General features: G+C 63.0%; 19 protein-coding genes and 2 tRNA genes. 11 read left to right on the top strand and 10 right to left on the bottom strand.

Features of this window, described 5'->3' with window-relative positions:
- Positions 1–2 precede the first annotated feature (2 nt).
- From AC1MBU_RS11695 to AC1MBU_RS11680, 4 genes are all read right to left on the bottom strand, one after another.
- Complete coding sequence (locus AC1MBU_RS11695) at positions 3–770, bottom strand: ABC transporter ATP-binding protein (RefSeq protein WP_346028146.1); 768 nt, start codon at positions 768–770, stop codon at positions 3–5.
- A 111-nt stretch (positions 771–881) separates the two neighbouring features.
- Positions 882–1574 carry a response regulator gene (locus tag AC1MBU_RS11690; RefSeq protein WP_277358461.1) on the bottom strand — a complete coding sequence of 231 codons (693 nt, stop codon included), beginning with the start codon at positions 1572–1574 and terminating at the stop codon, positions 882–884.
- Positions 1575–2774 (bottom strand): sensor histidine kinase, encoded by a 1200-nt coding sequence (locus AC1MBU_RS11685; RefSeq protein WP_479787241.1) that lies wholly within the window; start codon positions 2772–2774, stop codon positions 1575–1577.
- Positions 2775–2827: 53 nt separating this feature from the next.
- Positions 2828–3937 (bottom strand): hypothetical protein, encoded by a 1110-nt coding sequence (locus AC1MBU_RS11680; RefSeq protein ID WP_479787240.1) that lies wholly within the window; start codon positions 3935–3937, stop codon positions 2828–2830.
- 195 nt (positions 3938–4132) lie between these two features.
- Between AC1MBU_RS11680 and AC1MBU_RS11675 the strand changes: the two genes are divergently transcribed.
- Entirely contained in the window at positions 4133–5188 is a 1056-nt protein-coding gene (locus AC1MBU_RS11675; RefSeq protein ID WP_479787239.1) for a 3-isopropylmalate dehydrogenase, read from the top strand.
- Positions 5189–5305: 117 nt separating this feature from the next.
- Entirely contained in the window at positions 5306–6412 is a 1107-nt protein-coding gene (locus tag AC1MBU_RS11670; protein ID WP_277358464.1) for a branched-chain amino acid aminotransferase, read from the top strand.
- Positions 6413–6472: 60 nt separating this feature from the next.
- On the opposite strand, the gene AC1MBU_RS11665 is transcribed toward AC1MBU_RS11670, so the two are convergent.
- From AC1MBU_RS11665 to AC1MBU_RS11655, 3 genes are read right to left on the bottom strand one after another with little or no spacing between them, the layout of a single operon-like run.
- Complete coding sequence (locus tag AC1MBU_RS11665) at positions 6473–8026, bottom strand: putative bifunctional diguanylate cyclase/phosphodiesterase (RefSeq protein WP_346028148.1); 1554 nt, start codon at positions 8024–8026, stop codon at positions 6473–6475.
- Positions 8016–8399 carry a DUF7793 family protein gene (locus AC1MBU_RS11660; RefSeq protein WP_277358466.1) on the bottom strand — a complete coding sequence of 128 codons (384 nt, stop codon included), beginning with the start codon at positions 8397–8399 and terminating at the stop codon, positions 8016–8018. The genes AC1MBU_RS11665 and AC1MBU_RS11660 overlap by 11 nt, the downstream gene beginning before the upstream one ends.
- A gap of 60 nt (positions 8400–8459) precedes the next feature.
- A complete protein-coding gene (locus AC1MBU_RS11655) occupies positions 8460–10784 on the bottom strand; it encodes a glycosyltransferase family 2 protein (protein ID WP_277358467.1) in 2325 nt (774 codons plus the stop codon).
- A 237-nt stretch (positions 10785–11021) separates the two neighbouring features.
- Here AC1MBU_RS11655 and AC1MBU_RS11650 point away from each other — a divergent pair, with 237 nt between their 5' ends.
- Entirely contained in the window at positions 11022–12581 is a 1560-nt protein-coding gene (locus AC1MBU_RS11650; RefSeq protein ID WP_346028150.1) for a chitinase, read from the top strand.
- Positions 12582–12639: 58 nt separating this feature from the next.
- On the opposite strand, the gene AC1MBU_RS11645 is transcribed toward AC1MBU_RS11650, so the two are convergent.
- Positions 12640–13683 (bottom strand): hypothetical protein, encoded by a 1044-nt coding sequence (locus AC1MBU_RS11645; RefSeq protein ID WP_346028151.1) that lies wholly within the window; start codon positions 13681–13683, stop codon positions 12640–12642.
- Positions 13684–13921: 238 nt separating this feature from the next.
- Here AC1MBU_RS11645 and AC1MBU_RS11640 point away from each other — a divergent pair, with 238 nt between their 5' ends.
- Positions 13922–14074, top strand: a complete 153-nt coding sequence (locus AC1MBU_RS11640; protein ID WP_277358470.1) for a hypothetical protein — start codon at positions 13922–13924, stop codon at positions 14072–14074.
- Between the two features lie 79 nt (positions 14075–14153).
- On the opposite strand, the gene AC1MBU_RS11635 is transcribed toward AC1MBU_RS11640, so the two are convergent.
- Positions 14154–15182 carry a hypothetical protein gene (locus AC1MBU_RS11635; protein WP_479787238.1) on the bottom strand — a complete coding sequence of 343 codons (1029 nt, stop codon included), beginning with the start codon at positions 15180–15182 and terminating at the stop codon, positions 14154–14156.
- 457 nt (positions 15183–15639) lie between these two features.
- Between AC1MBU_RS11635 and AC1MBU_RS11630 the strand changes: the two genes are divergently transcribed.
- From AC1MBU_RS11630 to AC1MBU_RS11600, 7 genes are all read left to right on the top strand, one after another.
- Positions 15640–16413, top strand: a complete 774-nt coding sequence (locus AC1MBU_RS11630; RefSeq protein ID WP_277358472.1) for a fumarylacetoacetate hydrolase family protein — start codon at positions 15640–15642, stop codon at positions 16411–16413.
- A 47-nt stretch (positions 16414–16460) separates the two neighbouring features.
- Entirely contained in the window at positions 16461–17960 is a 1500-nt protein-coding gene (gene gltX, locus AC1MBU_RS11625) for a glutamate--tRNA ligase (protein WP_277358473.1), read from the top strand.
- Entirely contained in the window at positions 17950–18678 is a 729-nt protein-coding gene (locus AC1MBU_RS11620) for an HAD family hydrolase (protein ID WP_479787237.1), read from the top strand. The genes gltX and AC1MBU_RS11620 overlap by 11 nt, the downstream gene beginning before the upstream one ends.
- A gap of 68 nt (positions 18679–18746) precedes the next feature.
- A tRNA-Gln gene (locus tag AC1MBU_RS11615) sits at positions 18747–18818 on the top strand.
- Between the two features lie 130 nt (positions 18819–18948).
- A tRNA-Glu gene (locus AC1MBU_RS11610) sits at positions 18949–19021 on the top strand.
- 102 nt (positions 19022–19123) lie between these two features.
- Positions 19124–20929 (top strand): dynamin family protein, encoded by a 1806-nt coding sequence (locus tag AC1MBU_RS11605; RefSeq protein WP_479787236.1) that lies wholly within the window; start codon positions 19124–19126, stop codon positions 20927–20929.
- Positions 20926–22584 carry a GTPase family protein gene (locus AC1MBU_RS11600; protein ID WP_479787235.1) on the top strand — a complete coding sequence of 553 codons (1659 nt, stop codon included), beginning with the start codon at positions 20926–20928 and terminating at the stop codon, positions 22582–22584. Before AC1MBU_RS11605 ends, AC1MBU_RS11600 begins: the two co-directional genes overlap by 4 nt.
- Position 22585: 1 nt before the next feature.
- Here AC1MBU_RS11600 and AC1MBU_RS11595 read toward each other — a convergent pair whose 3' ends face one another.
- Positions 22586–23116 carry a DUF1697 domain-containing protein gene (locus tag AC1MBU_RS11595; protein WP_277358477.1) on the bottom strand — a complete coding sequence of 177 codons (531 nt, stop codon included), beginning with the start codon at positions 23114–23116 and terminating at the stop codon, positions 22586–22588.
- Between the last annotated feature and the right edge of the window lie 42 nt (positions 23117–23158).

The following is a 23158-nucleotide window of genomic DNA, read 5'->3' as shown; positions in this document are numbered from 1 at the left end:
GGTCAGGCTCCCAGCTGTGAGAGGGCGGAGAGGATGGTGTCGGGGGTGCTTCGTTCCAGTTCCCCCACCAGGGCGCCGTCCTGCATCAGGATGACGCGGTCGGCGTAGGAAGCCGCAACCGGGTCGTGGGTCACCATGATGATGGTTTGTCCCATCTCCTGGCTACTGCGCCGCAGGAGGGCCAGCACCTCCGCTCCCGAACGGGAATCGAGGTTGCCGGTCGGCTCATCGCCGAAAATGACATCCGGGCGGGTGAGCAGCGCGCGTGCCACCGCCACCCGCTGCTGCTGCCCACCGGACAGTTCATGTGGACGGTGGCTGAGCCGGTCGGTCAGACCGAGGATGGTGCAGATCTGCTGCAGCCATTCGCGATCCACCTGCCTGCCGGCCAACGCGACGGGAAGAGTGATGTTCTGTTCCGCAGTAAGGGTGGGGATCAGGTTGAAGGACTGGAACACGAATCCCACGCGATCGCGTCGCAGCCGCGTCAGCTCGGCGTCGTTCAGTCCGGTGATGTCCGTGCCGCCCAGCAGGATCCGGCCGGAATCGGCAGTGTCGAGGCCGGCGAGGCAGTGCATGAGCGTGGACTTCCCGGAGCCTGAGGGGCCCATGATGGCGGTGAATCGTCCGCTCGGAAAACTGACGGAGACATCGCGCAGAGCGTGCACTGTGGTGTTGTCCCGGCCGTAGGACTTGTTGATGGATTCGGCAGCAACCGCTGCAGCGGAAACGGAGGACGGCGCGGCGGCCGTCGAAAGATTCGGTGTCATGCCTCCACGCTATGAAATGCGTGGGTTACCGCGGATCGGACGGCGGGAGGTTCTTCGCCGCGCCGTTCTCCTACTGGAGGATGAGACCGGCGACGGTTCGGGATGAGTGGGTCAGGGCTGTACGACGCCGGCCTCATAGGCCAGCACCACTGCCTGCACGCGGTCCCTCGCGCCCAACTTGGCGAGAATGTGTCCCACGTGTGTTTTCACTGTCGCCTCCGAAAGGAACAGATCCGAGGCGATCTCGGTGTTCGACCTGCCCTGCGCTATCAGCGTGAACACTTCGCGCTCGCGGACCGTGAGGCTCCCCACCAGGGACTTCGCCCGTTCGTTGGCTCCGGACGGCGCCCTCAGCAGCGGTGCCACGTGTTCCAGCAGCCTGCGCGTGGTTGACGGAGCGATGACGGCATCCCCCCGGTGAACCGTCCGCACCGCCTCGAGCAGCTCTTCGGGCGGCGCGTCCTTCAGCAGGAAGCCGCTGGCCCCGGCCTGGATGGCTGCGAGTGCGTATTCGTCCAGGTCGAACGTGGTCAGGACGATGATGCGCGGCCCGGATCCCTGTGCCTGCGCGAGAATGCGCCTGGTTGCCTCAATTCCGTCCATGCCGGGCATGCGGACATCCATCAGCACGACGTCGGCTGCCGTGGACGCGAGCACGGAGACCGCCTCGGTGCCGGTGCCTGCCTGGCACACGACGTCGAGATCCGGTTGTGAGTTGATCAGCATCGAAAAACCGCTGCGGACCAGTTGCTGGTCATCGACCAGCCCAACGCGGATGGTTGCGGTGGAGGACGGGGTGCTCATTCAGGCCTCCGTATAGGGAATCAGTGCATGGACTTCGAAACCGCCGCCGTCACGCGGACCGGTTTCCACAGTCCCATCGTAGAGTTTCAGCCGCTCGGCCATGCCACGGATGCCCTGGCCGGGGTGAGCGTTGTTCCCGTCAAGGAACCCGCCGTCGGATGCTGCGCCGCGCCCGTCGTCGTCGACTGCCACTTCCAGGCCCCTTCCGGTCCAGGACAGCGAAACGGACGCTGATGCGCGCGGGCCGGCGTGCTTGAGGACGTTTGTCAGTGCTTCCTGAATCACCCGGTAGACAGTGAGTTCTGCGCCCGTTGCCAACTGCCGGCGAGGAGTACCCTGCCAGGTCAGCGCGACGTCAAGGCCCGCCTGCCGCACTGTTCCGATCAGATCAGGAACATCGGCAAGGGACGGCAGGGGGCGGGTGGGGGCGTCGTCGTCGTTTCTCAAGACACCGAGCAGCCTGCGCATCTCCCGCAGCGATGCCCTGCCGGTCTCCGCAATGGTGCCCAAAGTAGAGGTAGCGACGGCGGGGTCCGCGGCACCGGCGTAGCGCGCGCCGTCGGCCTGGGCGATCATGACCGAGAGCGAATGGGCAACGATGTCATGCATCTCACGGGCGATGTGACTGCGTTCATCTGCGGCCGCGAGGTCGCGTTCCTGTTGGCGCTCAATTTCCAGCCGGCGGGCGCGGTCCTGCAGCGCCTGCAGCGCGAGCCTGCGGTTCCGGGCAAGGTCACCGAAGGCCCAGCACAACAGCACCACGGCCACGGCGAAGAAGATGTACAGCGCGTACAGGGGAAGAGCAGCAATGCCGGTCTGGTACTGGTTCAGTCCAAACTGCGCAACGCCGGCCACCATCCCGAAGGCTGCAACACCCACACCGCCCAGGCTTGCCCATCGTGGGGCATAGGCAGCGAGCGCGTACACCATGACGAGGACGCTGAGCTGGGCCGCAACAGGCGGCTGGTTGATCAGGAGTTGGCCGATGGACACTGCCGCGACCGTCGAAGCAGCCGCGACGGTCCTACTGCGCCGCCAGGCCAGGGGGATGACCAGCGCCGCCGATACTACGAACTCGACGGGTGAACCCAGGAGCACGTACGGCAGCGCCAGGAGGACGAAGGCCGCTGCCGCCACAAGGCGGTCGACTTTCTCCTGGTTCTCCCGTAGCCAGCGGGCTAACCGGTGGTGCGCATCCATAACGTCCCACTCTAGGGCGGCTTACTGCAGTGAACATCGCCCCAGGGGTGGAGTTACCGTACGCGCGCCGTAGGAGCAGAGACGCGGGTAGCGGATGCGTAGCCGGCTTTTGATCCGGTGACCGCCACCGTGAGCGCGCTGTGCCGGTCCGCCTTGAGGACCGTGTAGGTCATGACGGTTGCGCCCCGGATCGGGGTGCCGGCGCGGTACCACTGGTAGGTCAGTGCAGTTCCGGTGCTCCAGGAACCCGGGTTCGCGGTGAGCCTCTGGCCTACTTTTGCGGTGCCCGTGATGGTCGGCGCCGGCGCAAGGGGAATGGCCGGCAGCGTCGGTTCGGCAGCCCGGGGTGTGAAGGAGAAGTCGCGGATCGTGACCTGCTCGGGCCGGACCTGGTTCGGATACCCGCCCCCGCCTCCGGTGACCCACAGGTTGAAGTGGACCGCCTCCCGTGCGGGAACGGGAACGGTGGCACCCTCCAGGACAGTGCGTTTGAGCAGGGTGCCGGAGTAGCCCTCGCCGGCGAAGGTCTCATAAGTCAGCCTGCCGGGTTCCCAGACCAGCCGGTGAGTGAGCACGGGGTCCGGCGTGACATCGAAATTCACAACGGTGCTGCCGGTTCCGGCCGGCTTGGTGGCGTCGAACCAGTAACCATGGCCCTGCCGAACCGGACGCGACTCGCCCCAGGCCGCGCCGCCGCCCCACGCGGACGCTTCGCAGACGTCGATTTCGTTGTGGCCCGGTGCGGAATCGGGGTCATAGGTGAACATGCATCCCCACACCACTTCCTTCTGTAGCGTCTGCAGGTTCCGTTCGACCACTGCGCTGTATGTGCCGTAGCCGAAGCCGCGACGGGTGGACTGGAACTCTGCCGCCACGGGTGCATTTCCCGACGGATTGGTGAGAGCAAGGCTGACTTTCCCGTTCGCGTCCGGCCCACTGACATTGGCTGGATCGAAACTGCCGTTGTAGTGCGGACCTCCGGTCCACGAACGCTTGAGCCAGTTATAGCCTTCCCACGTGAAATCGCCGGCTGGACCGGGATCTGTGGTCATCGTCGAATTGTCGGCTGCGGAAGCGCCCGGTACAGCACTCACGGCCAGAACGACGACGACGGCGGCCGCTGCCGCTGTGAGCGGGCGGATGCGGGGGTAATGAACTTTCATGAGACTCCTGGAAGGCTGCAGACTCGCTGCGCGGTGACAGCGCCAGGATCGATTATCCGGATGAACCTGACGGTTTTCCGCAGAGATGGCGCCTGCCGAAGCGCAACGTTGGCTCAGGTTTTCCTTCCATGCAGTATGTCTCACTATCCGGAACTGAATTGTCCGTGATGCGGGATGGTTGCCTAGGCTGATCCCATGACTTCATCCAGCATCAATGTGGCAGTAATTCCCGGTGACGGCATCGGACCGGAGGTCATTACCGAAGCGGTCAAAGTGCTGCGCGCAGCAACGGCTGCTGCGGATGCGGAACTGACCCTGACGGATTACAAGCTCGGTGCCGAGCACTGGCTGACTACGGGGGAGACCCTCTCGGAGGAGGTACTGGACCGCCTGCGCTCCCACGACGCCATCCTTTTCGGGGCCGTCGGTGCCGCCCCGGGAGATACCCGCATCCCTTCGGGCCTCATCGAGCGCGAAATGCTGCTCAAGCTCCGTTTCAGCCTCGACCACTACGTCAACCTCCGTCCCTCACGCCTCTACCCCGGGGTGCCAAGCCCCCTTGCCGATCCCGGCGAGATCGACTTCGTGGTTGTGCGGGAGGGAACCGAAGGACCGTACGTAGGCAACGGCGGAGCCCTGCGCACGGGCACTCCCCATGAGATAGCCACTGAGGTCTCCGTGAATACCGCACACGGCGTTGAACGCGTGGTCCGTGACGCCTTCCGCAGGGCGAGCGAGAGGCCCCGCAAGCACCTCACCCTGGTGCACAAGCACAATGTGCTGGTGCACGCGGGCCACCTGTGGAAGCGCACCGTGGAGGCCGTGGCAGGCGAATTTCCGCAGGTTACCCACGATTACCTGCACGTCGATGCAGCCATGATCTTCCTGGTGACGGACCCCTCCCGTTTTGACGTCATTGTGACCGACAACCTCTTCGGGGACATCATCACGGACCTGGCGGCAGCCGTCACCGGCGGTATCGGCCTCGCCGCGTCCGGCAACATCAATATGGACCGCACGGCGCCCTCGATGTTCGAGCCGGTGCACGGTTCGGCGCCGGACATCGCGGGGCAGCAGAAAGCAGACCCCACTGCAGCGATCCTTTCGGCAGCGCTGCTGCTGCGCCACCTCGGTTTCAGTGAGCAGGCAGAGCGGATCGAGGGGGCGGTGGAGAACGACGTCGCCACCCGGTCCGGCGCTCCGCGCACTACCACTGAAATCGGCGATGCGATTGCGGCTGCAGTGTCCTAAGCTGGTTAGGAACCATTAACTCAAGTGATCGTCTGTGCGTATCCCGTTCGGGATCACCGCCAGGCATGATCGTGTCTTTCGTAGCGCTTGCGGAGGGCAGGTAACCGTGGAGGAACCATGACAGCTACGCAGCTGGAATTCGCCCAGTACCCGTCGGCCAGCCCGAGGTCGGAGGCGGACCGCGAAGCGATACTTGCAAACCCCGGGTTCGGTAACCATTTCACCGACCACACCGCGGTGGTGGATTTCGCTGTCGACACGGCAGGCGTCGGCGGGTGGAGGAATGCGCGACTGGAGGCGTATGGGCCTATCGCCATGGACCCGGCAGCGGCCGTGCTGCACTACGGGCAGGAGATCTTCGAAGGCATGAAGGCGTACCGTCACGCTGACGGTTCCATTTGGACCTTCCGGCCGGAGGCCAACGCGGCGCGGCTCAACCGTTCCGCTGCCCGGCTTGCACTCCCGCAGTTGCCCGAAGACGTGTTCCTGGAGTCCCTCCGCCAGTTGGTTGCCGCTGATCAGGAATGGGTGCCCACCCGCGAGGGCGAGAGCCTCTACCTGCGTCCGTTCATGATTGCCACCGAAGCGTTCCTGGGTGTTCGTCCGGCCCGTGAGGTCTCCTACCGGGTGATCGCCTCGCCCGCGGCGAACTACTTCGGCGGGGAACTGGCTCCAGTGTCAATCTGGGTCTCTCGCGAATACGCACGGGCAGGACGCGGCGGCACGGGCGCGGCCAAGTGCGGCGGCAACTACGCGGCCTCTCTCGCAGCACAGCTGGAGGCGGAGGCGCACGGCTGCAAGCAGGTGCTCTTCCTCGACCAGTTCAACAACAATGCCGTCGAGGAACTCGGTGGCATGAACGTCTTCTTCGTCTTCAAGGACGGCACTCTGGTCACACCCGCGTTGAGCGGCACCATCCTTGAAGGTATTACCCGTTCCTCGATCATTCAGCTGGCAAAGGACCGCGGCCTGGAGGTGCAGGAGCGCACTATCACGCTGGATGAGTGGCGCGACGGCGTGGGCAACGGTGATATCGCGGAGGTATTCGCGTGCGGCACCGCAGCAGTCATCACACCGATCGGCGAGCTGAAGGACGGCGACGAGGTCATCAGCGCGCCGAATCCTTCGGCAGGTGAGGTCACCATGAGCATCCGTGAACAGCTTCTGGGCATCCAGACAGGCAAGGTCGAGGACCCGCACGGCTGGATGACCCGCCTCGTGTAGCGGCTCCGCATCAGCATCAAGCCCGGCTTTCCCCGAGGAAGGCCGGGCTTCGGTGTTTCTTCAGCTCTGCACGGCCGGGCCGAGCGGGAGTGCGTTTCCTGAGCGCAGCAGCTCCGTGACCGCGGGCTCGGGAAGCGGCCTGCTGAAGTAGAAGCCCTGTCCGCTGATTTCTCCGAGGGATCTCAGGAAATCGGCCTGTTCCTGGGTTTCGATGCCCTCGAATACTGCCCCGAGGCCGGCAGCCCGGATGAGCTGGAAGACCGCTGCCACGAAGTCGGGCTGCCAGGAGCCTGTCGCGGGTTCCCGAAGGATGGATCGGTCCACCTTCACCATGTCGACCGGCAGATTGCGCAGGTAGCTGATCGAGGAGTAGCCCGTGCCGAAATCATCAATTTCAATGCACACGCCAAGCTGTTTGAGGCTTAGCAGCGAATAGGTTTCCACCTCGCCGCCGCTCACCAGCGCGGACTCGGTGATCTCAATGACAAGCGAGGGCGGCGGCACAGACATCCGTTTGAGAAGTCCGCGGACGAAGTCGACCATATCCAGCTGGCGCAGTTCGATTGCCGAGATATTGACGCGCACCTGAAAATTCTCGGGTACCAGGAGCGCCGCGCGCCAGATTGCATACTGTTGAAGGGCTGTCGCCATGACCCATCGGTCAACTTCGGAAATGGCGCCGATCTCCTCGGCAAGGGGAATGAACGAATCGGGAGGAATCATCCCGCGGGTCGGGTGGTTCCAGCGCACCAGGACTTCCACTCCATTGACCGAACCATCGCGCAGATTCACGATCGGCTGGTAGTGCACGCACAGCTGGTCCGTCCCAATGGCATCGCGCAGTTCGGATGCCATCAGCGTCCGGAGCTGCCGGTCGTAAAGCATGACCGGCTCGAAGGTCTTGATGATGCTGCGCCCCTCGTTTTTCGCCGCGTACATAGCTGTATCGGCTTCATACAGGAGGGACTCGGCGGTGTGCTCCGGGGTAGCGAGGCGCAGGCCTATGCTGGCGCGTGGATGCACACTGAACTCGTCCACGTCGATGCTCTTCGCGAGGACTTCCAGCGTACGGTTGGCAACTCCGAGCGCAATCTCCATGGTTGATTGCGTCACGAGGATCGCGAACTCGTCCCCGCCCAGGCGGGCCACAGTGTCAGTTGCCCGTACAACTCCACGGAGGCGCTCCGCCACTTCGCGCAGAACGTCGTCGCCGGCGTCGTGCCCGAAGCGGTCGTTGACATTCTTGAACGAATCAAGGTCCAGGAGCAGCAGCGCGGGAGGAGGATCGCCGTCGGCTTGGCCTGAGAGGGACTGCTCAATTTTCTCGACGAGATCCACTCGGTTGGACAACCCGGTCAGCGCGTCTGTCATTGCCATCCGCTTCATGTCCAGATGTGCCTGGTGCAGCATTGCCGTGCGGTTTTCCACGCGCATTTCGAACTGTCGGTAGACCAGTTCGAGTTCTTCAGCCAGAAGATTCACGCCGGTGATGACGGCGTCGACATCATCACGCACGGGGGAGGGCGTCATCCTGCTGCTGAGGTCTCCCCGGGAGAGCCGCACAATGCCGTCGACCAGCATCGCCAGGCGGGGGTCCCCGCCGTCAGCGGTCATCCGCACGCTCCAACAGCCAGGCAACGGCCGTATCCTCGTCCCCGAAGTAGCGGGTGGGGCACGGGGGAGGCTCGCCTCCCAGGAGGAAATTCGCGAGTACCCGGTCCACCGCGCTGGTTCCCAACACTGCAATAGCTGATGCTGAGCGGGAGCGGCTCAGAACGGCGCGCGCCTCGCGGCTGATCGACGCCACACCGGTGATGTCAAGAAGGATCGGTTTCAGGCCGCCGCCGGCTTCTGCACGGGCACGCTGCGCAAAAGCCTCAGCTATCTCTTCGGAGATGTGCTCGGCCTGCGGCAGAACCAGGCGGATGACGGATACCGGAGCCGTGGTGTCCGATACCTCGGTAGGTATCAGCCAGAGTGCATTCATGCCGAGCGTCACTTTCCTTGCTGGAGCGCCGGGGTACGGCGCTGCATCCGGTTCTTGAAACTACCGTACAGAAATACGACGGCGGCGGTCATTGCCCTGACGCATGTCGCGGTTCAGCCGTCGGTCGCCGTGGTAGAGGATCGCTTCCCAATCGGCCTCTTCGGGTGCCTTGTCGATGACGGGTGACACCTGCTGCCGTGGCTCCCGAGGCGCGACATGGAGCCAGTTCAGCACGCCCAGCACCATGTCCACGGCAGAGTTTTTCAGGCCGATGTAGGCACGGATGGCGTAGAAGGCCAGAAACGCGTTGAGCAGCGCAAAGGCCGCGTTGCCCCAATTTTCACTGACGACATCCCGCCAGACTGTGAAGAGGGAGTACGCGACAATCAGGAAAGGCACAACGACATAGAGCGCCGGCGCAGCTGTCCTGTCCTTGACCTTGGGTGTGCGGACGAAAGGGATCTTCTCGCCGGTGAACGCCTGTTGAACGGATTTCAGGACGCCGGCCAGATTCACGGGCAGGAGCACGATATTGAATCCGTAGATCCTGAAAATATCGCTGAAGCGGTGCCCGCAGTCCCGGAGGTCACTGCCCATTGCCAGGAAATAGGGAAGCGCAGTGATAAACACCAGCGGACTGAGTAAGCGGCTGTCGTAGGGGTAGCCGAGCAGGAACAGCAGACCGAAACTGGCCCAGGCGATGGAGGCCATGTAGTTCACCCGCAGCAGGATCTCCCGCGCGAGGATCCGTTCCCGGCGGTGTTTGCGCTCCCGCATCTGATTCCACAGCTTGGGAAGGATCAGCAGCCCGCCGTTGGCCCACCGGCGCCGCTGCACCACGAGTGAACCGAAGTCCGGCGGTGTGGCGCTGTAGCTGAGCCGCTCGGGGTAATTCACCAGGGTCCAGCCGTGAGTTCCGAGGTCAACACTCGACTCCGTGTCTTCGATGACTGTGCGGTCCTGGATGTAGGTTTTGATATCGAATCCGCCAACGCTCTCCACCTCGACAATGTCTTCGATCGCGCGCTTGCGGATGACTGCGTTGGCGCCGACCCAGAAGGTGGCGCCGTAGTAGGTCATGCCCTGGTGAAGGATGTGCTGGATGTCGGTCGTGGCGCCGGCAACGCGCTCAATACGAGTAGGCGCACCGCGGAACGAGGAGTAGGGAGTCTGCGTGACAGCCACCCGTTCATTACCGGGTGACTCCAGCAGGTGAACCAGGCGGAGGCAGTAATCGCGCAGCAGGAGGGAATCGGCGTCGAGCGTGAGCAGGTAAGTCGAGTCTGGGATCTCCAGGTCATCGACGTGGTGTTCTGTGGCAGGACGAAGCACAACGCCGTTGGCCGCCTTCTCTTTGTGCCAACGCCCGCCCATGAGGGAAATGTAGGCGTTGAGGTTCATTGCCTTGTTCGCCTCGTGTGAGAGGGAGGCGTAGAGCTTGCGCTCGAACGTGTTCATGGAAGCGGTGAAGATGCGTGCCAGGCGCACGTAGAGCTCCACCATTCGGTCCGGGTCCGGCGCAGCGTGCTGGGCGTCGGCAGCGGTCAGAGCGAGAACGGTCAGGCGCAATTCACGCGCCAGGCCCATCAGCACCAGGTCAACGAAGAATTCATCGACGTGATCCCCGACGGTCTCATTCTCAGCCATCGTTTCCAGCCACACCGCGGCTGCCTCGTATTCGGCGATCAGGCGCGGCAGTTCATCGCTGGCCGGCGTGTCCGACGCCAGGCGCTCCTGGTATGCGGACAGTGCGCTGGTGAAGCGCATGGAGGGCTCGAGGAGCCGGCCTTCGATCTCGGCAGCGAGTGCACGCGTGGCCTCAAGCCGGGCCAGAACGCCCGGGTCTGTTGGAAACGGCGGGTCATCGAGCAGCAGCGTGACCCGCAGGTTGGGGAACTCCTGAAGCGCCGCGGACCAGAGCGTTGCGCGGACCACCTCGGGCTCTTCAGCGTAGGACGGCACCAGGACAGTGATGCTCTCGTCGTAGCGGGCGAAGTGCCGATCGAGTTCACCGCGCGGGACGCGGCGGTGGTCGCGGAAACGGTACAGCGCTCCCTGCCGGGCCAGCAGGTACATCAGTGCGGAGAATGTCAGGAAGGTGACCACCACGAGGTAGAAAACCGCTTCGAGCTGGAATCGGAAGCTGGCCGACGGGTTCTCTGCGAGCTCCCTCAGGATCGTCGAGACGACATACGCAACCCATCCGAGGATTGTGACCACGATCGCCAACCGGCCCAGCGCGACCTTCCGGCGCGAGGGTGCCGGATGGACAATCGAAAGCGGTTCGGACCGCTTCTCCGATCCCCACTGACGCCGCCGCGATACCGTGCCGGACGTCGAAGACGCACCGACAGCCGATTCCGGCACAGAGACTTGCTGGTTCATCCGCCCCCCAAATAATCTGATGGACATTCCTTACGGAGAGTCCTGTGAGTGTCGCTGCGGCAGGTGACGGGCCCGACGTTCAGCAGTGTCCATCCCGGTCCGGCTGAGGTGACGGCTCAGCGGCATCGGTGTGCGGGATGTGACGGACGAAACAGTACACCATTTTGATTCAGTGCTCTTCCACCGTTACGATACGCTCACCGTTCCCGTCCGAACGGTCTTGTATCTGGGGGACCCATGTCCAAACGTTTTCCCGGCCGCCGGCTTTCGCCTGTGCGCCTCACCGTCCTGGCTGCCATCGTCGGCACGCTGGTAGCGTCCACTGTTGTGGGTTGGAACCGGCTCGAGGATGTGCGCGCTGCCGCCAACGGCGGGTCGTGGTTCGCCGGGTATGTGGATGCCACCGCAACGCCTTTCTATCCTTTCGAGCAGCCCGCCTCGGAGCAGGGCAAGAGCGTCGTGTTGTCGTTCATTGTTGCTGATCCTGCCGAGGACTGCCGCCCATCGTGGGGTGCTGCGTACTCGCTGGACGAGGCGCAGTCGGAGCTGGATCTCGACCGCCGAATTGCGCGGCTGATCCAGGATGGCGGCGAGGTTGCTGTGTCGTTCGGCGGGCTGATCAACAATGAGCTGGCCCGGACCTGTACGGACGTCCGCCAACTCACAAGCGCTTACCGTGCCGTCGTTGAACGGTACAACCTGACAACAATCGACCTCGACATCGAGGGTGAGGACCTGGCCGATTCCGAAGCTGCGGCACGTAGGGCAGAAGCGGTGGCCGCGTTGCAGGAGGAACGGCGTGCGGATGGCAAGCCACTCAACGTCTGGCTGACGCTGCCTGTGGCCCCGTCGGGTTTGACCCTTCAGGGCACCGACGCGGTGACAACCATGCTTGAGGGCGGCGTGGATCTCGCGGGCGTGAATATCATGACCATGGATTACGGCGGAAGCAGGGAACCTGGGGTTTCCCAGCTGGACGCTTCAGTCGCGGCTGCTCGGGCAACTCACGCCCAACTCGGAATCCTTTATGACAGGGCGGGCACCAGCCTCGGTCCGCAGACGCTGTGGAAGAAGATCGGGCTGACGCCCATGATCGGTCAAAATGATGTCCCGGCGGAGGTGTTCGACCTGGAAGCAGCTGCCGCTTTCAACGCCTTCGCCCTGGAAACAGGCGTTGGGCGGATGTCAATGTGGTCGCTCAACCGTGATGCCACCTGCAGCGACAACTATGGCAACGCGAAGATCGTGTCGGACAGCTGCAGCGGCATTGAGCAGGACGGCACGCTGTTCGCGGACGTTCTGGGCGCAGGATTCGAGGGGCGCGCGGCGACCCTGAATTCGGCACCCACCACAGACGAACCCACACCCGAGCTGGTCGTTGATGATCCGGAGACCAGCCCGTACCCGATCTGGTCAGAGGAAGCGACCTACGTGTTGGATGACCGCGTCGTGTGGCGCGGCAAAGTGTATTCAGCGAAGTACTGGACCTCGGGTGACCTGCCGGATAACCCGGTGCTGCAGGCTGCCGAGACTCCGTGGACGCTGATCGGTCCGGTACTGCCCGGAGAAAAGCCGGTCCCTGTTGTGACTGCTCCGGCAGGAACTTACCCCGGCTGGGATGCCGAGAAGACGTATGAGAAGGGCGATCGGATCCTGTTCGACGGCCATGTCTTCGAAGCGAAGTGGTGGAATCGGAGCGACAGCCCGGAGGCAGCGCTACAGACCTCCGATGCGTCCCCGTGGCGTAAGTTCTCCAACGATGAGGTTCAGGACGTACTCGAGGAACTGGAGCCTTGATTGGACGTTGGCGGGGAGAAGCTTTGACTGGCCGTTGGCGGCGAGAACGTCCGGGGGCCTAGGCTTCGGCCCGTCGGTGGACCTCGTCGATCAGCTTCCCGACCTGCGCCTCGCGGTCGGGGGCACCTGATTGCCTGAACAGTTCCTGGCTCTTTTCGAGCTGGAACAGCCCTTCCAGCGCATCGCCGGACCGCGCGAGCGCCTGCCCTAACAGCAGGTACGCTTCCGCGGCCGTCTGGCTGGCAATAAGGGAAGACGCGTCGCAGATAGGCCTCAATCGTTCTACGGCAGCATCGTACTGTGCAGTAAGGAACAGCCAGTGTGCACGGGTGAGGGACAGCTCAAGCTTGTCCCGCTCGCTTCCGCCCACAATGGAGGCAGCCAGCTCAGCCCTTTCGATACACTCAAGCGTCTCAGGCTCCACAACGCCGCCGGCCAGGCGAAGCGCGGCGGAAGCGCGATTGAACCGGGCCCACAGGTCAAGGTCGTTCGAGGGTGAAAGATTACTGGCCGCGCGCCGGTGGTAATCAGTTCCTGTAGCTGCATCCCGCCGAAGATAGGCCACATTCCCGATGACCCAGTAGGCCTTGCCGGCAGTTTGTGAGTTGACGTCAGGTGTGATGAGTTCAGCCAGGCGGAGGCACTCTTCCCATGCATCATCAAGCTGGTCGCTCTCCGCGAGGGCTGCAATGAGTGCGTGCTGCGCTCGTATCCGAAGATCAGGAGATCCGGAAGCCTGCTCAGATTCAGCAACCGCGTGGCGTGCTTCGATTACTGCCGACTCCAGATTTCCCATGCCTACGAGGGTGTCGGCGAGAAATGTCGAGACCCTGGCGGCCAGGTCCGGATAGTGCTGGGTCAAGGGATGCATTCGAACCGTCTCCGCGGTCGCAGCCGCGTCCTCAAAAAAGCCTTCCTTCTTCAGGCATTCAACCTGCAGAAAGGCCATATTCCAAGATGCGTTTTCATCCCCGTTGGCATCGGCAGCACGTTGAGCCTCTCCGGCAATTTCCCGCGCTGCCCCATAGTCTCGCTGAGTCCACGCATCCCGGGCACGCAGTTCCAGGAAAACGTGCTGTCCGGGTTCCTGTGTATGCTCCATGGCCTCGCTCCAACGGTGTGCTGTGATGGGTCCCCGCGGATCATTCTGTCAGAATGACTAGCCAATATTCCCTCGGGCAAGTATCGAGTTTGCCATTTCTTCAGAGTGCAGGAAAAAACTGCGGAAAAGATGAGACAAAAGTCTCTGAATTATCGTAACTCGATCCATATACTGGGGATGCTGTGCAACGCAGAAGGCATATCGTTCTTCTGCGTCCATCAAGTGACAAGGAACAAGTATGAAGAAGGTCTCCGCAACTCTGTTGCTGACTGCGTTGCTTCTGGTTGGGGGCGGCACGGCTGCTCAAGCTGCCAAGAGTGGAAACTGGCCGGACACGGTCACAACGACGAAGAGCGGCAACTGGCCGGACAGCACATACCAGGCTGTTTAGTCGTCATTGTTCCAAAGGCCGTGGAGAGCAAGCTAATTAGCTGATCTTCACGGCCTTTTGCATGCCTACAGGAGTAACTTCAGCTTCGAATGTCGGCCACAATGTCGCGGACGTGCGCGGCCCTGTCCGGTGCACCGGCGTCGTCGAAGCACTGTTCACTGGTTTCGAAGTGAGCGAACGCCTCGAGCTCCTCCCCGCGGGCCGACAGCGCCTGGGCTAGCAGCAGGTTTGCCTCTCCCTCTGTCTGCCGGGAGAGCGCCGAGCCCTCAGCGCAGATTGGCCGCAGGCGTTCGACTGCGGCGTTGAGTTGGCCTGTGAGGAAGAGCCAGTGAGCCCTGGTGAGAGAAAGCTGGAGTTGGTCCCGCTCCGTGCCGCCAACAATTGAGCTGGCGATCTCCGCCCGCTCAATGCACTCAAGCGTCTCCGCATCGACAACTCCGGCGGTGAGGCGTAGCGCAGCCGAGGCACGGTTGAAATGAGCCCACAACTCCAGGTCGTTGTTTGGAGTGAGCTGTTCGGCTGCGAGCCCGTGGAACCGGATGCCGTCGCCCACCTGGTGGCGCATGAACGCCACATTTCCAATGACCCAATGGGCCTTACCCGCGGTCTGCGTGTGGATGGCCGGCGTAATGTGGGTTGAAAGGTCCAGGCACGTGCTCCAGGCTTCATCCAACCGGTCGCTTTCGGCAAGCGCAGCGATCAGAGCGTGATGGGCCTCAATCTGAAGCTCAGGGGAGTCGGCTACCACTGAAGCGCTTTTCACCGCCATACTGGCGTTGTTCACAGCCTGATCAAGATGTCCCAGACCCTGCTGACAGACGGCAGCCAGGGTATGGACTCGTGCGCTCAGAGCTTCCGATTCCAGGGTGAGGCTGCTTTCCTCTAAGGCCTCAGCGCATCGGAGGGATTCCTCCAGCGACCCTTCCTCCCGCAGACATTCAGCCTGAAGGAACGTCATGTTCCACCAGGCATGGTGGTCTTCCGTATGTGCACCAAGTTCTACCGCGGCAGCTGCGAGAAGCCGTGCTGTCCGGTAATCCCGCTGGCTCCAAGCTTCCCTCGCACGCAGCTCATACATCACGAGTTCGCCTGACTGCTGTGCTGCCACACTTCCCCCTCATTCAAAGGCTGCGTCGGACAGGCAGGGGACTCCCGGCGCACTCGACGTGACTGTCCTTGAGTTTATGCGCAAAGTTCCGGTTGAGACAGAGTCGGGCAAAGCTAAAGAGATCCGCTCGTTAGGGGTGTTGCATATCACAGATGCTTCGTATACTGAACTTATCTGGTGTCAGTGACGCTGTACTCCTACCGTTAAGGAATCCGTTATGAAACGACTTTCCGCAGTTCTCCTGATTACAGCAGCCCTGGCAGTGGGAGGGGGGGCCGCAGCTGTCGCCAACGACAGCGCGCCCGCACAGAGGACGGGTGTTGTCACCTATGGCACGCTCATTGACAATTGGCCTCACTGATCACCGCTGAAGTTTGACACTGGGACCGTTCAGAGGACCAATGTTCTCTGAACGGTTTCTAGCGTTTACTGACCAGGTCTGTACTAGCCTGTGTTCATGCGTATAGCCCGATTTGTGCTCAATGATGATCCAGCGTTCGGCCTTGTTGAGGGCCTCGTTGGCGAAGAAGAGGTAGCCGTCATCAGCGGCGACCCATTCTACGGAGGGGTACAGCCGACGGGCGTGCGCCACAAACTGGAGGATGTCCGGCTGCTGGCGCCGGTGATTCCGCGCAGTAAGGTCATCGGTATCGGCCGCAACTATGCTGACCATGCCGCCGAGCTGGGGAACGAGGTGCCGCCGGCGCCGCTGATGTTCCTCAAGCCCAATACATCGGTTGTGGGTCCCGGAGATCCTGTCGTGCTTCCGTCTTTCTCTGACGAGATTTCCTACGAGTCCGAACTGGCCGTCATCATCGGCCGGATCTGCAAGGACGTGCCCATAGAGCGGGTGGATGACGTCGTATTCGGGTATACCTGCGCCAATGACCTCACGGCCCGCGATATCCAGAAGACTGACAACCAGTGGGCCCGGGCGAAGGGGTTTGACACATCCTGCCCGATCGGGCCCTGGATCGAAACGGAGCTTGATACCGAGAACCTTGCCGTCCGCGGATGGCTCGACGGAGAACTGATGCAGGACGGCACCACCAGCCAGATGATCTGGGGTGTGAAAGAGCTGGTTTCCTACGTCTCCCAGGCCTTCACTCTCCTGCCCGGCGACATCATTCTTACCGGAACCCCTGCCGGTGTGGGCCTGATCAACGAGGGGCAGAGGTATGACGTGGAGATCGAGGGGATCGGCAGGCTGTCCAACCCGGTGCGCCGCTGACAGGAATGCCCCGTGGCCAACAGCCAGGACAGTAGACTGAGCCCATCATGACTACTGCTGATCTCCCCACTGTCACGCCCGAAACTCCCGTACGGGTTCGCTTCTGCCCATCGCCTACCGGAGTCCCGCATGTCGGTTTGATCCGGACCGCCCTGTTCAACTGGGCATATGCGAGACATACCGGTGGAAAGATGATCTTCCGCATCGAGGACACGGACGCCGCGCGTGACAGCGAAGAGAGCTACGAGCAGCTCCTCGATGCGCTGAAGTGGCTGGGGATCGACTGGGATGAGGGCGTGGAGGTCGGAGGACCGCACGCTCCCTACCGTCAGTCGCAGCGGAGCGGGATCTACCAGGATGTCATCTCGCGGCTCGTCGCTGCCGGGCATCTGTACAAGTCTTATTCCACACCGGACGAGGTCGAGCAGCGGCACAGGTCCGCCGGCCGGGATGTAAAGCTCGGGTACGACAATTTTGACCGCAATCTTTCAGCGGATCAGCAGGCGTCCTACGAAGCGGAAGGTCGTCCTGCCGTTCTGCGTTTACGCATGCCGGACGAGGACATCACCTTCACCGACCTTGTGCGCGGAGACATCACGTTCGCAGCCGGGAGCGTGCCGGACTTTGCAGTAGTGCGGGCAAACGGCGCACCTCTCTATACGCTGGTAAACCCGGTCGATGACGCGCTGATGGGCATTACCCATGTGCTGCGCGGTGAGGACCTCCTTTCCTCGACGCCCCGCCAGGTTGCGCTGTACCGGGCCCTCATCGATATCGGCGTGGCCCGGTATATGCCGCTCTTCGGTCACCTGCCCTATGTCATGGGCCAGGGCAACAAGAAGCTGTCCAAGCGTGACCCCGAGTCGAACCTTTTCTTGCACCGGGAGCGCGGGTTCATCCGGGAAGGACTCCTTAACTACCTCTCATTGCTCGGCTGGTCCCTTAGCGCTGACGAGGATATCTTCACCGTGGACCAACTCGTTGAGAAGTTCGACATCCATGATGTCCTCGCCAACCCGGCACGCTTTGATGTCAAAAAGGCCGAAGCCATCAACGGTTCACACGTGCGTCTGCTGGACCCTGAGGACTTCCGGATGCGGCTGGTTCCATACCTGCAGTCGGCAGGTCTGGTCGGTCAGACTCTCAGCCCCGGCGAGCTGTCCATTCTCACTGAGGCAGCGCCGCTCATCCAGGAAAGGATCACCCTTTTGGGGGAGGCACCTGAGATGCTCGGCTTCCTGTTCCATCCGGACGGCGAGGTGGAGGTCGCTGCCGATGCCAGCAAAGGCCTGCCCGCCAACTACGAAGAGGTTCTCGATGCCGCGCTCGGAGCGCTCGAACCCATCGGGGACTGGACCGCTGACTCCATCCAGGCGGCTCTGCGCGCTGCCCTCGTCGACGAGCTTGGGCTCAAACCCAGGCTCGCCTTCGGGCCGGTGCGGACTGCGGTGTCGGGACGCAAAATCTCACCGCCGTTGTTCGAATCCATGGTGATTCTCGGCAAGGAGTCGTCGCTCGCCCGAATAAGGACTCTGCGTGGTCAGTGAGCTAACCGCGCATTCCATTCAGGGGGTCCTCTTCGATATCGATGACACCCTGGTGGACCTTGAGACTGCGATGGGGCGCACCCTGCACCACATCGGGGCTGAAACCCTGGCGCATCTCACCGAGGCCGAGTGGGCGGAATACAAGTCGTTGTACACCCGGGATCCTCACGGCTACTACGACCAGTTCCTGGCCGGAGAACTGAGCTTCACGGAGCAACGGATCCACCGCGCTCGGCACGCCCAGGCCGAGTTCCTCAGTGAACCGCTTGAAGGCGCTTCAGCGGCACGGTGGAACAAAGCATACGAGGCAACACTGCCGCTCCACTTCGAACCGTATGAGGACGTCGTTCCAGTCCTCGATGAGCTGGACCGGCTGGGAATCCCGTACGGTGCGGTCAGTAACAACGTGCACGATTACCAGCGTGCAAAGCTGGACAAAGCTGGCTTGCATCGGGTCGCCGCGCTCGTCGGAATCGACGCCGTCGGGGTCGCAAAGCCCAATGCAGCGATCTATCTCGAGGGTGCGCGGCTGCTCGGAACCGATCCTGCAAACACCCTTTATGTTGGGGACAACCCTGTTGTCGATGCACAGGGAGCGGATGCGGCGGGGCTCATCGGCATCTGGCTGGACCGTCGCAGTCGGCAAGACGAGGGCTTCAGCGGCCACCGGATCACCAGCCTGACCGACGTTTTGCGCATCGTGCAGGAGATCCGGTAAAGTTGTTTCTCGGCGCGGAGGGGGTTGACCTGCTGCGAAGCAGGGTAAACATCACCCGAAAGTGCCATTGGGGTATGGTGTAATTGGCAACACACTGGTTTCTGGTACCAACATTCTAGGTTCGAGTCCTGGTACCCCAGCGCTGTAAAAGCACAAATTGAGCGAACAGAAGCCTCGGCGGAACGGTCTGCTTCAATTTGGTTTCACAGCATCGGATGTGAAAGAATCATCTAGCTCGTTTGGCGGGAGACCGGCAAACAACTCAGTACTGGCCCCATCGTATAGCGGCCTAGTACGCTGCCCTCTCACGGCGGTAACGCGGGTTCGAATCCCGCTGGGGTCACACAAGGGTCCGCCTCAACCATTCCGGTTGAGGCGGATTCTCATTTAAGCGGCCGACTCCTCAAATCCCGGACAACACGTGCAGAACTGGCATGATGGGACCATGAATGCCTCGCTGCCGGACGCTGATGTTGCGGGGCTTGCCGATCTGCTGGGCAGTGTCCGCGAAACGCTCAGCCGTCTCACCTTCCCCCTGGACACTCCCGGGGCTACTGCCGCCAAACTTCAAACGCGCACCGCGGCCGAGCAGCTCGACGACTACATCCTGCCCCGCATCAAGAGCCTGGACGCACCGCTCCTGGCGGTCGTAGGCGGCTCCACCGGAGCGGGCAAATCAACACTGGTGAACGCTCTGGTGGGACATCCGGTGACCCGCTCCGGACCGATCAGGCCCACTACCCGCCAACCGATCCTGCTGCACCACCCGGCGGAAGGGCACTGGTTCGCCGATGACCGCGTGCTGCCCTCGCTCACCAGACAGCGCGCCGTCGTCGTCACTGAGGAAGCGGAAACCGTGCCGGCGTCCCACATCCCTTCAACGCACGACGCCGGCAGCGCGGCCCAACTGCTGCTACAACCGGACACGATGATCCCCCTCGGGCTTGCCCTGCTGGATGCACCGGATATCGATTCCATCGCAGACGAAAACCGCCGCCTCGCCTCACAGCTGTTGGCGGCAGCTGATCTGTGGCTGTTCGTCACTACAGCGAACCGCTATGCCGACGCCGTCCCCTGGAAGCTGCTGAGGGAAGCGGCGCAGCGTGACATTCTGCTCGCCATTGTTCTTGACCGGGTTCCGCACGGCGTGGAGGAGGAGGTGCGCGCTGATCTGCACACTCTGCTAGCCGCCGAGCAGCTGGGGCATGCTCCTATCTTCGTGGTTCCCGAAGAACAGCTTGACCCGCTCGGCATGCTCCCGCCGGAGAGCGTGGAGCCGCTGCAGCGCTGGCTGCGTGCTATTTCGGCTGACGCGGAGGGCCGGCGGGAAATTGCCCGGCGCACTCTGGAAGGTGCGCTGAGGGCACTCGGGCACCGCGTGCAGAACGTTGCCGATGCCCTCGACGATCAGGCGGAAACCGCCGCACGGCTCGGGGAAGCGGCGCGTGAGTCATACGCCGCAGCGCTCGACGCCGTCCTTGAGTCGACCAAGGACGGCACCCTGCTTCGCGGTGAGGTGCTTGCCCGGTGGCAGGACTTCGTCGGTACCGGAGAGTTCATGCGCGGTCTGGAATCCACGGTTGGGCGCATCCGGGACCGGATCGGCGGATTCCTTACCGGCAAACCCCCGCGTGCGGTAACCGTCGAGGATGCAATTGAAAGCGGACTGCAGACCGTGATCGTCGAGGAAGCGGCGAAGGCTGCCGACCGCACCCAGCGGCAATGGCGAGCCGAACCTGCAGGGCGCGCGCTGCTGGATCCTGGAACCCCCGTCATGTCACCTGATTTCACCGACACCGTCGCCCGCGAAATCCGTGCGTGGCAGAAAGATCTGTTGGACCTGGTGCGTTCCGAGGGTGCAGACAAGCGTTTCGCCGCCAGGATGCTCTCCTTCGGGGTCAACGGTGTTGCAGTGGCGCTCATGATCGTTGTATTCGCATCCACTGCCGGCCTAACGGGAGGTGAGGTCCTCATTGCAGGCGGCTCCGCCGTCGTCGGGCAGAAGCTGCTGGAGGCCATCTTCGGCGAAGACGCGGTACGGCGGCTTACACGGACGGCGCGCATGCAGCTGCAGCAACGATGCGAGAAGCTGCTCGCAGAAGAGCGGAAGCGCTTCACCGACACGCTGCACGTACTGGCTGGGGAACCAACTTCGCAGGACCTCCGCGCACTGGCTGTGAATCTGACGCAGCGGCGCTCAGTGGCTGAGGATCTGCGGAACGACGGCGCCCTGCCGGAGGGTGGGCAGTGAGCCGGCACCGCGGAGAGGGATCATCCTCGCGACTGCAGGTTCGCCTCGAGTCGCTCAACGCAGCCCGGGAGCTGGCTGAGGGGCGGGTTGATGAGGATCAGCTCGGCGCCGTCTACGAGGTATTGGACCGGGCGAGCTCGCGCAGGTCTCTGTCCTCAGCACACACTGTGGTGGGTATTTTCGGACCGACAGGCAGCGGCAAGTCGTCGCTGCTGAACGCGCTCACCGGAACTGATCTGGCGCGGGTTGCCGCACGCCGCCCAACAACCGCCGAACCTCTTGCAGTGATCTGGAACGAGGATGGAAGCGAGGATCTGCTCGACTGGCTGCAGGTGCCCAACCGCCACGTCATGCCGGACGGCGCGCAACTGCTCGCCGTTTCCGGCGACCGCAGACGTGGCAGCAGCGACGGCGGCGTTGACGGCGGGTTGATCCTGCTCGACCTGCCGGACTTCGATTCGACGGAGCTAGGGCACCGCGTGATTGTGGAGCGTCTTGCAGGGCAGGTGGATGTCCTGCTGTGGATCACCGATCCGCAGAAATACGCGGACGCCGCCCTGCACCGGGAGTTTCTGGAACCGCTGGCAACCCACGAGTCCGTCATACTGGTTGCGTTGAATCAGTCTGACAGGCTCTCGGAATCCGACCTCACGCAGGTAACCGGATCGCTGAAACAGATTCTGGCCGCTGAAGGCCATGGCTCCGCCGTAGTCCACACGGTCTCCGCACTCACCGGAACAGGCTTGGGTGGCCTCGCCGAAGAGATCAGAACCATCGTGCGCCGGAAGGAGGCCGCGACCGGTCGGTTGTCAGCGGACGTCGACGTCGCCGTTGAATCGCTGCAGAAGTTCAGCGGCCCAGAACTTCCGCCTCCGTCGAAAGCGGCGCGTGCTGCGCTCTCGGACCGCCTCGCGGGGGCCACAGGTGCTGATGCGGTGATCGACGCCGTCGTCCGTTCCTACCGCCGGGACGCCCACGCTGTCACGGGGTGGCCGGTAACGCGCTGGCTCGGCAGACTCCGCTCGGATCCGCTGCGGCGCCTCAACCTCCGGCGTGGGGACGTGCAGGACTTCGTCGGCCGGACGTCCCTCCCGGAACCCGGCCCGGCGCAGCGGGCGTCCGTTGACCGGGCGTTGAGAACGTTCGGCGACGAGCTCTCAGCCGGTGCGGTGGAACCGTGGCGGACAGCCATTCGCGACGCAGCGAAGAGCCCTGAACCGGAGCTTCTGGAGCATCTGGATGAGGCTGTTGCCCGCACTGATTTCGCCTCCGGTTCACGGGCCTGGTGGTGGCCGGTGGCCGGAGTGCTGCAATGGTTCTTCCTGGCCGCGATGGTGGTGGGAATCGGTTGGCTGGCGCTGCTGGCAGCGCTGGCGTTCCTGCAGTTTCCTGTTCCGGAATCACCGACCGTAGAGGGGATTCCCGTTCCGACGCTGCTGGCCGTAGGGGGAGTGGCAGCAGGCATAGCGATCGGCATTCTGTGTGCCGGGCTGGCTCGCCTCGGAGCCCGGAGGCGGGGAAAGCGCGTACGACGGCGGCTGGTCGCCTCGATCAGCGAGACCACAGAGACGGTGGCGGTTGGGCCGGCGGCGGCGGAGATCGAACGCTACAACGGCTTCGTCCGCGCTGTGGCTGCAGCGGGTTCACGCCGGTAAGTCAGCCCTGCAGGGCGGCGAGCACCTTCTGCAGCGTGCGCAGGTTTCGCGTGGTCGTTGCCCTTTTGAAGGCAGCCCGGTTGGTGAAGGCGTTGAGCGGACTGTCCAGGGTTCCGCCCTTCGGCGTCTGCCAGGCAGCGGCGATGGTCCCGAGGGGCTGGACCGGTTCATTGATCGAGAAAGCGAACTCGACCATCCCGGTCAGCACGGCGGGGTCGGAGAAGAGCGTGAGGTAGGTGTGCGTGTCTGGATCGTCCGCTGGAAAGGGACAGTCCTCAACAATGCTTCCCACGGTGGCGGCGTCCAGCACAACCACCCAGGCTTCATACCCGAAGCGCTGCCGCAGCGATTGTTCGCTTTGGAATTTCAGCTCATCCGCTGTGAGGTCGCTGCTGCAGACGACGTTGCCGGACGCCAGCAAGGTTCTCACACCGGAGACAGGGAGCCCCTCAAAGGTTGCCCGAAGGTCTGCTGACTTGATGGTGACGCCGCCTACGTTGACGCCGCGCAGAAAGACCGCATATCTGGTCATGAGGTCAGCCTAGCGCGCTCCAGGTTCCAGGAAATTTCGGGC

This window comes from Arthrobacter sp. PTI12, assembly GCF_056679915.1.
This window is presented reverse-complemented; position numbering and strand designations above follow the sequence as displayed.